General features: G+C 73.8%; 4 protein-coding genes and 2 pseudogenes. 2 read left to right on the top strand and 4 right to left on the bottom strand.

What is annotated here, in order from left to right; translation table 11 throughout:
* Both AQI95_RS48670 and kdpB read right to left on the bottom strand, forming a co-directional pair.
* A pseudogene (locus tag AQI95_RS48670) lies at positions 1-317 on the bottom strand (SDR family NAD(P)-dependent oxidoreductase); the annotation flags it as partial.
* A gap of 379 nt (positions 318-696) precedes the next feature.
* Positions 697-2850, bottom strand: coding sequence for a potassium-transporting ATPase subunit KdpB (gene kdpB, locus AQI95_RS02470; RefSeq protein WP_067117037.1), 2154 nt, complete (start codon positions 2848-2850; stop codon positions 697-699).
* 512 nt (positions 2851-3362) lie between these two features.
* Here kdpB and AQI95_RS02465 point away from each other — a divergent pair.
* Together AQI95_RS02465 and AQI95_RS02460 are read left to right on the top strand one after the other, a co-directional pair.
* Positions 3363-4775 carry a hypothetical protein gene (locus AQI95_RS02465; protein WP_067116419.1) on the top strand — a complete coding sequence of 471 codons (1413 nt, stop codon included), beginning with the start codon at positions 3363-3365 and terminating at the stop codon, positions 4773-4775.
* A gap of 66 nt (positions 4776-4841) precedes the next feature.
* A complete protein-coding gene (locus AQI95_RS02460) occupies positions 4842-8009 on the top strand; it encodes an ATP-binding protein (RefSeq protein WP_067116416.1) in 3168 nt (1055 codons plus the stop codon).
* Between the two features lie 51 nt (positions 8010-8060).
* On the opposite strand, the gene AQI95_RS02455 is transcribed toward AQI95_RS02460, so the two are convergent.
* Together AQI95_RS02455 and AQI95_RS02450 are read right to left on the bottom strand one after the other, a co-directional pair.
* Positions 8061-8855: an ABC transporter permease gene (locus AQI95_RS02455; protein ID WP_067116413.1), complete on the bottom strand. Its 795-nt coding sequence runs from the start codon at positions 8853-8855 to the stop codon at positions 8061-8063.
* Positions 8852-9102: pseudogene (locus AQI95_RS02450) on the bottom strand (ABC transporter); the annotation flags it as partial. The gene AQI95_RS02455 and the pseudogene AQI95_RS02450, both read right to left, overlap by 4 nt.

Genomic DNA, 9102 nt, shown 5'->3' with positions numbered 1-9102 from the left:
TCGGGCGCCGCCATACCGGCGTTGTTGACGAGGACGTCCAGGTGCGGGTGCTCGGCGACCACCGCGCCCGCGAACCGCTCCACCTCGTCCAGATGGGCGAAGTCGGCGCTGTAGAGGGCCAGTTGGGATTCGCTGACGCCGGACGCGGCGATCAGGCGGTCGGCCGCCGCCCGGGTCTCGTCGGCGCTGCGTCCGTGCAGCAGCACGGTGGCGCCGCGCTCGGCAAGCTGCCGGGCGGCCTCGTAACCGATGCCGGAGGTGGCGCCGGTGACCAGGACGGTACGGCCGGACAGGGACGAGAGGGTGGAGTTGGACATGATCCGTTCCGGGGTCGCGGCACGCCGACGCGGCCCCTTGCGGGGGCGGGCGTGCGGTGGTGGAGGGAGGGCGAGGGGCGCCGGAGTCGGTCCGGCGCCCCTCGGGTCACGGAAAGCGGCGTCGGCGGGACGCGGCGCCGGCCCGGTACGCGTCGACGGAACGCGATACCGGTGTGGCGCGGACGCTTCCGGTCAGCGCGGCGAGCGACGCGGCGGCCGAGCGGGACTCGGCGGCCGGTCGAGCAGGAGCCAGGCGCTGTTCACGCCGTCCATGGAAGCCGTACCGCAACCGCCGGGCAAGCCGGAACGCCGGTCCATGACGGGGTTCTGACGTGCGCATACGGGACCTTGACGGGGGAGCCAGAGGGGCGGACGCGGCTCAGCCAAGGCCGGGCACCCCCGAGATCAGCAGGTCGATCAGCTTGATGCCCACGAAGGGCAGGACGAGTCCACCGAGGCCGTAGACGAGCAGGTTGCGGCGGAGCAGGTCGTGCGCGGAGGCGGGGGTGTAGCGCACCCCGCGCAGGGCCAGCGGGATCAGGGCGACGATGATCAGCGCGTTGAAGATGATCGCGGAGGTGATCGCGGAGGTCGGGCTGTGCAGCCCCATGACGTTCAGCGACTCCAGGCCCGGGTACGAGCCCGCGAACATCGCCGGGATGATGGCGAAGTACTTCGCGACGTCGTTCGTGATGGAGAACGTGGTCAATGCACCGCGCGTGATCAGCAACTGCTTGCCGATCTCGACGATCTCGATGAGCTTGGTCGGGTTGGAGTCGAGGTCGACCATGTTGCCGGCCTCCTTCGCGGCCGACGTGCCCGTGTTCATCGCCACGCCCACGTCCGCCTGCGCGAGGGCCGGGGCGTCGTTCGTGCCGTCACCGGTCATCGCGACCAGCTTCCCGCCCGCCTGCTCCCGCTTGATCAGGGCGAGTTTGTCCTCGGGGGTGGCCTCGGCCAAGTAGTCGTCGACGCCCGCCTCCTCGGCGATGGCCTTCGCGGTCAGCGGGTTGTCACCCGTGATCATGACCGTGCGGATGCCCATGCGCCGCAGTTCGGCGAAGCGTTCACTGATGCCGTCCTTGACGACGTCCTTGAGCCGGATCACACCGAGGGCGCGCGGCCCGTTCCAGTCGTGCACCGCGACCAGCAGCGGTGTCCCCCCGGAGGCGGCCACGGCGTCGGCGTACCGGCGCGCCTCGGGCGGGACTCGGCCGCCGTACATCTGCACCCAGTCGATCACCTGCTGGGCGGCGCCCTTGCGGATGGCGCAGACGGCTCCGTTGTCCCAGCGCAGATCGACCCCGCTCATCCGGGTCTGCGCGCTGAACGGCACCCAGCGGGCGTTCGCCAACTCGCCCTGGGCGGGCGCCCGCAGGCCGTACCGGTTCTTGGCGAGGACGACGACGGAACGGCCCTCGGGCGTCTCGTCGGCCAGCGACGACAGCTGCGCGGCGTCGGCGAGTTGGCGTTCGTCGACGCCGGGCAGCGCGATGAAGGCGGCGGCCTCCCGGTTGCCGAGCGTGATGGTGCCGGTCTTGTCGAGCAGCAGGGTGTTGACGTCGCCGGCCGCCTCCACGGCCCGGCCCGACATGGCGAGCACGTTGCGCTGCACCAGGCGGTCCATGCCGGCGATGCCGATCGCGGAGAGCAGGGCGCCGATGGTGGTCGGGATGAGAGTGACGAGCAGGGCGACCAGAACGGTCGTGGACTGGGCGGCACCGGCGTACTCGCCCATCGGCTGCAGGGCCACCACGACCAGGAGGAAGATGACCGTGAGCGAGGCGAGCAGGATGTTCAGCGCTATCTCGTTCGGGGTCTTCTGCCGGGAGGCGCCCTCGACCAGCGCGATCATCCGGTCCAGGAAGCTGTGTCCGGGGCGGGCGCTGACCCGCACGACGATCCGGTCGGACAGCACCGTCGTACCGCCCGTGACCCCGCTGCGGTCGCCGCCCGCCTCCCGGATCACCGGCGCCGACTCTCCGGTGACCGCGGACTCGTCCACGGCCGCGACCCCGTCGATGACGTCGCCGTCCGCCGGGATCATCTCGCCCGCCTCCACCAGCACCACGTCCAGCGGCTTCAGATCGGTGGCGGCGACGGCCTCGGTGCGGGCGGTGGCGAGATTCGCGCCGTAGTTCCAGTGTTCGAGACGCAGCGCCACCGTGTCCGAACGGGCCCTGCGCAGCGATTCGGCCTGCGCCTTGCCGCGGCCCTCGGCGACCGCTTCGGCCAGATTGGCGAAGACGACCGTCAGCCACAGCCACAGGCTGATGACCCAGGTGAAGACGGCTGGATGGAGCAGTGCGGACAGGGTGGTCAGGACCGCGCCGACGGAGACGACGAACAGCACCGGGTTCTTCACCAGGACGCGCGGGTGCAGTTTGCGCACGGCCTCGGGGAACGAGCGGACGAGCTGCACCGGTTCGAACAGCCCGCCGCCGGCACGGCGTCTCGCTCTGCCTCCGCGCCCGGGCCGGGGCGCGCGTTCGGGGCGGGACGGTGGGGCCTGCTCGGGGGCAGCGGGAAGCATGGACACCTTCGTGTCGTGAGGCGGGACGGGGACGGTGGTCGACGGCCGCCCGCGCGCCACGGCTGCGCGCCGCCGTGGCGCGGGCTCCGCCGGTCGCGCGGCGCCCAGGGCCTCCTCGGTCCCGGCGGCGGCCGACAGCGAATCTAGCCCGGCCCGGCGGGCCGATCGCCCAGGTCGCCAAGGAATTTGCGGCTCTCATACGGCGCGGGCGCGCCCGCCGTCAAAGTCCCGTCAAACCGACCTGAGGAGCCGTCAGGGGGCCGTCAAGGCGGGCCGTGGGTGGCCGAATCCGGTCGCAGACTGATCGGCAACGGGGGACGGGCGACCGTCCGTGGCGTGACGTTGGAGGGACCGTGACTCTCACGGCCAGAACAGCGCGAGGTCCTGGGACCGAGGGGGAGACACCGCCACGAAGAGAGGTGGTCGCCCCGTCCGGGAGCAGCCCCGGACCGCGGAGCCGAGAGGGTTCGCGGACGGCCGGACGGGGTCCGGGGCTGCGCCCGCGGCGGACCGTGGCCGCGCGGGCCGCTCTGCGCCGCCGCTTCTGGGCCACCGTGCCCGCGCGGCTGCGCCTTCTGCGCGCGGCCACGCTCCTGCTCGCCACCGCCGTGGCCGCCCTGCTGCTCGTGGCGGGGCTCGGCCTGAACGGCACCTGGGACAGGATCAGCGGGTGGGACGCGCCGCGCACCACCAGCGCCGCCGACCTCGACCTCGCCCTCAACGACATGGACGCCCAGGCCGCCAACATCCTGCTGTCGAACGGCGACGCGGGAAAGGGCCGGCTCCGGACGCCGTACACCAAGGCGGTCGGCTTCTACGGTGACGCCCGCCGCGCGACAGGCCACGATCTGCGCACGCTCGCCGTGGCCGCGCAGGGCAGCCCGGCCGACGAGAAGACCGTGGAGTCGCTGACCGACGGCTTCGCCGAGTACCAGGAGCTGATCGGCCGGGCGCTGGAGAACGACGGCCACCACGGCGGCAGGCCGGCCGCCCTCGCCGACCACCGCCGCGCCACCGACCTGCTGCGCACCCGACTCCTGCCCGCCGCGGGCACCTTGGTGTCCTCGAACGACACGGCCTTCACCGCGGAGTACTCCTCGGCCCGCGCCACCCTCTCCGCACAGCTCACCGCGCTCCTCGTGCTCGGCGTCCTGCTGCTGGCCGTGCTCGGCCTCCTGCAGTGGTACCTCGCCCGCCGCTTCCGGCGCATCCTCAACCCGGGCGCACTGGCCGCCTCGGTCTGCACCCTGCTCGCGGTGGTCCTCGGCACGCAGCTGCTGTCCGCCTCGGCCACCCAGCTGCGCGTGGCCCGCCACGACGCCTTCGACTCCGTCGTCGCCCTCTCCCGGGCCCGCGCCATCGCCTACGACGCCAACGCCGACGAGAGCCGCTATCTGCTCGACCCCGGGCGCCGCACGCAGTACGAGGAATCGTTCCTGGCCAAGTCCCAGCAGCTGTACGGCCTCAAGGGCGCGACCCTGTCGACGTACGACGCCGAACTGGCCGGCACCTGGCAGGCGTACCGGGCCGACCACCACGACCTGCGCTTCACCGGCGAGTTCCGCCGCGAGCTGGACAACGTCACCTTCCCCGGCGAACGGGCGGCGGCCGAGAGGACGGTGCGGGCCTACGCCGTCTACCAGCGCGACGACCGCACGGTCCGCGCCCTGCTGGCGGCCGGCAAGGAACGGGAGGCGGCCGAGTTCTGCATGGGCTGGGAGCCGGACACCTCCAACGCCCACTTCGGGGTCTGGATGTCCGCCCTGAACCGGGTGGCGGACATCAACCGCGCCCACTTCACGTCGTCCGTCGACGCGGGCCGCGCGGGGCTGGGCGGCCTGCTGCCCTGGGCGGGCGGGCTGCTGGGCGCCGCGGCGCTGCTGACCGCGCTGGGGCTGCGCCCGAGGCTGGCGGAGTTCCGCTGAACCGGCCCTCGAGACAGCCGGGCCCTTCCCTGCCCCCGCCGCGGGAAACGGCCTACTCTTCCACGCGTGACCACCGAGTTGACCCTGCTGCCCCGTGTCGCCTGCCGCGGACGGGAGATCACCGCGCCCCGGCTGCGCGGCCTGTTGGCGCTGCTCGCCGAGGATCTGCGCACCGGCTGCAGCACGGGCCGGCTCGTGGAGGGGCTGTGGGCCGAGGAGCTGCCCGAGCGACCGGGCAAGGCGGTGCAGATCCTCGTGTCGCGGCTGCGGGCGCAGATCGGTGCCGAGGTGGTCGTGAGCACTCCGACCGGATACCGGCTGGCGCTGCAGGAGGCGCAGGTCGACAGTTCCGCGCTGCTGCTGCACGAGGCGGCGAGCGCCGAGCACGCGCGGGCCGGGGAGCATGCGGCCGCGCTCGCCGAGGCCGAGGCGGGGCTGGCGCTGTGGGACGGGAACGTGGACGCGGGCGCCGGAGAGGATCTGCACGATCCGGTGGCGGCGCTGCGCGCCGGGCGGGTGCGGGCGCACCGCGCGCTGGTCCGCTCCCGGGCGCTCGCGCTCGCCCGGCTGGAGCGGTGCGAGGAGGCCGCGGCGCCCCTGGCCGAGCTGGTGCGGGAGCTGCCGCGGGACGAGGAGGTGCTGGCGGAGCTGCTGCGCTGCGAGGCCGCCACCGCGGGCCGGGCCGCGGCACTGACCCGGTACGACGCCTATCGCCGCGGGCTGCGGGAGGAGCTGGGGGCCGATCCGGGCCCCGAACTCAGGTCCGTCTACCAGCGGTTGCTGAGCGCGGACGTGCCGCCGCTCCGGCACGGCGTGCCGGCCGAGCCGAACCCGCTGCTGGGCCGGGACGCCGACCTCGCCGCCGTGGCCGCGCTGCTGCGCGAGGCCCGGGTGGTCACCGTCGTCGGTCCCGGCGGACTGGGCAAGACCCGGCTCTCCCACGCGGTGAGCCGGGCGGCCGAGCAGCCCGTGGTGCACTTCGTCACCCTGGCCGGTGTCACCACCGACGACGACGTGGCCGGTGAGGTGGCCTCGGCGGTCGGTGCCGGGGAGGGCCGGCAGTTCGCCGGCGGCGGGGATGCCGTGAGCGGCATCGTCGGCGCGCTCGGCGCCGGGCCGGTCCTGCTGGTGCTGGACAACTGCGAGCACGTCATCACCGGGGCGGCGGCCCTGGTCCAGGCGATGGTCTCGCGCTCCGGCCGGCTGCGGGTGCTGACCACCAGCCGGGCCCCACTGGGGCTGACGTCGGAGTCGGTGTACGCGCTGCCGGAACTGTCCCTCGCGACCTCGGTGGAGCTGTTCACCCAGCGGGCGCGGGCCGCCCGGCCCGGTGTGGAGCTGCCCGCGGGCCCGGTCGCCGAGATCTGCCGGCATCTGGACGGGCTGCCGCTCGCCGTGGAACTGGCCGCGGCCCGGGTCCGGGTGCAGTCCGTGGCCGACATCTCCCGTCGGCTGCGGGACCGGTTCGCACTGCTGCGCGGCGGTGCCCGCGACGTGCCCGAGCGGCACCGCACGCTGCGGGCCGTGGTCGACTGGAGCTGGAACCTGCTGGAACCCGACGGACAGGCCGCGCTGCGCGCCCTGTCCGTGTTCCCCGGAGGCTTCGCCGAGGACGCGGCGCAGTACGTGCTCGGCGACACCGGGGACGCGCTGGACCTGCTGGAGCAGCTGGCCGGCCAGTCCCTGGTCAAGGTGGGCGACAGCCCGTCCGGGGTGCGCTTCCACATGCTGGAGACGCTGCGGGAGTTCGGCGCCGCCAAGCGTGCCGAGGCCGGCGAGGAGGAGGCGGTCACCGGCCGGTTCCTCGCCTGGGCCCGGGACTTCGGCCGCGCCCACCACGACGTGCTGCTCGGCGGCGACCCCGTACCGGCCTGGCTGCGCATCCGGGCCGAGCAGGACAACCTCGTCCTGGCGCTGCGCCACGCACTCGCCCGCGCCGACGGGCCCGGCACGGCCGCCGTCACCGCCGTGCTGGCCTCCCTGTGGTCCACCGACTCCAACTACCCCCGGCTCGCGGCCCTCGTCGCCGAGACCGGTGGGCCGCTGTCCCGCTTCCGGCCGTCCCCCGACAGCCCCGAGGACGTGGAGACGGCCCGCAGCGCGGCGGCCGTGTGCGCGGCGAGCCTGTTCATGGGCCGCGGACCGCACGCCGTACGGCAGTTGGTCACCCTGCGCCGGCTGCCGCCCGCGCCGCCGGACACCCTGGTGCGGGCGCTGACGATCGTGCTGTGCGCCGTACCGGACATACATCCGCCCCGCTTCGAGCGGCTGGACGAACTGTGCGAGTCCGACGCGCCCCTGCTCGCGGGCGTCGCGGCCTGCGTGGCGAGCTATGTGTGGGAGTCCCAGCACGAGAGCGAGCGCGCGCTGGAGTACGCCCGCAGGATGCTCCACTCGCTGGAGCCGCTCGGCAATCCGGTCACCCTGCTGCTCAGCCACGGCCGGATCAGCGAGCTGTGCCTGCAGTCCGAGCAGGGCGCGGAGGCGTACGACCATCTGCGGGCCGCGCTGGACGCGCTCGGCGAGTTCAACCGGTTCGGCGACTGGTCGGACTCGGTCGGGGTGCACGGGGGGCTGGTGCTGGCCTGTCTGCTGCGCGGGGACGTGGAGGAGGCGGAGTACTGGCTGCGGCTCGCGGCGCTGGACCAGCCGCCGGAGTCCGCCCGGATCTTCACCTCCGAACTGCCGGCCCGCGCGGAGATCGCACTGGCCCGGGGACTGACCGAGGTCGGCCTCGGGCTGTGGCGCCGGGCGGTGGCGCAGATGCAGGAGGACAGCCTGCTGTATCCCGGTGACCCGTTCGTGGAGCCGTGGTCGCTGGAGGTGCGGTCGGCCGCGCTGGCGGCGCACGCGCAGGCCGCCCGGCTGGAGCCCGTGGCGGGCCTCGCCGAGGAACTGCGGGACCGGCTGCTGCAGATGCTGTCCGGCGCCCCGGCGGACGGCACCCTGGCCGAGGGCGCTCCGGTGGAACTCCCGGTGTACGGCACGGTGTTGATGGCCCTCGGTTTCACGGGGCTGGCCCGGGGCGAGGCGGGGGCGGTACGGCTGCTGGCGCTCGCGGAGCGGATGCCGGCGGTGCGGGAGTTCCCCACCCTGTCCCTGGCCCGCTCCCGGGAGGTGGCCGAGAACGCCGACAGGGCGGCGTACACCGACGCGAGGTCGAGGTACGCCGCCCTGGGGCGGGAGGAGCTGCGGGCGGTGGCGCTGCGCGAGCTGACGGCGGCGCGCGGTTGAGCGGCGGCTGGAGGCCGGCGGGGGCCGCAGCCGCGGCTCGGCCGGCCGGGTTCACCGGTTCGGCTCGCGGTTGAACCGCGCCTTGGACCACAGGTAGCCGAGCACGCTCAGGCCCAGGGACCAGGCGACGGCGAGCACCGCGTCCTTGGTGCCGGCCCCGCTGCCCGTCAGCAGTCCGCGCAGGGTCTCGATGGCGGGCGAGAAGGGCTGGTACTCGGCGAACCAGCGGAATCCGTCCGGCATGGCGTTCACCGGCACGAACGCGCTGGACAGGAGCGGCAGCATCGTCAGCGGCATCCCGAGGTTGCTGGCGCCCTCGGCGTTGGGGCTCACCAGGCCGATACCGACCGCGATCCAGGTCAGCGCGAGGCTGACCAGAGCCATCAGGCCGGCCGCCGCCAGCCACTGCACCGGCGAGGCGTCGGGCCGGAAGCCGAGGGCCACGGCGATGGCCAGGATCAGCGCCAGAGACAGCATCGTCTGGATCACGCTGCCGATCACATGGCCGATCAGCACGGACGCACGGTTGATCGCCATGGTGCGGAACCGGGCGATGATGCCCTCGGTCATGTCGGTGGCCACGGACACCGCGGTGCCGAGCGAGGTCATGCCCACGGTCATCAGGAGGATGCCGGGGACGATGTAGGCGAGGTAGTCGGAACGGTCCGCGTGGCCGCCGGCCATGCCCGCGCTCATCACGTCGCCGAAGACGTAGACGAACAGCAGGAGCAGCATCACCGGGGTGAGCAGCAGGTTCAGGGTCAGGGAGGGGTAGCGGCGGGCGTGCAGGAGGCTGCGCCGCAGCATGGTGAGGTTGTCGCGGACGGCGTACGAGGTGGCGCTCATCGGGAGGTCTCCTTCTGGAGGGAGTCGACGGACCCGGCGGGGGCGGTGTCCGCGGTCAGCGCGAAGAACACGTCGTCGAGGTCGGGGGTGTGCACGGACAGTTCGTCGGCCTCGACGCCGGCGGCGTCGAGCCAGTCGAGGACCGCACGCAGCTCGCGCTGGCTGCCGTCGCTGGGGATCTGCAGCGTGAGCGCCTCGTCGTTGCGCGTGGTCTCGCGCAGCGCGCTCGCCGCCCGCTCGTACAGCA

Source organism: Streptomyces yokosukanensis (genome assembly GCF_001514035.1).
Lineage (GTDB): Bacteria > Actinomycetota > Actinomycetes > Streptomycetales > Streptomycetaceae > Streptomyces > Streptomyces yokosukanensis.
The sequence above is the reverse complement of the archived record's forward strand: the minus strand, read 5'-3'. Positions and strand labels throughout refer to the sequence as shown.

Bases quoted from the DNA above. Each gene is read 5' to 3' on its own strand.
- kdpB (WP_067117037.1), bottom strand. From the start codon at position 2,850: ATGCTTCCCGCTGCCCCCGAGCAGGCCCCACCGTCCCGCCCCGAACGC.
- AQI95_RS02455 (WP_067116413.1), bottom strand. From the start codon at position 8,855: ATGAGCGCCACCTCGTACGCCGTCCGCGACAACCTCACCATGCTGCGG.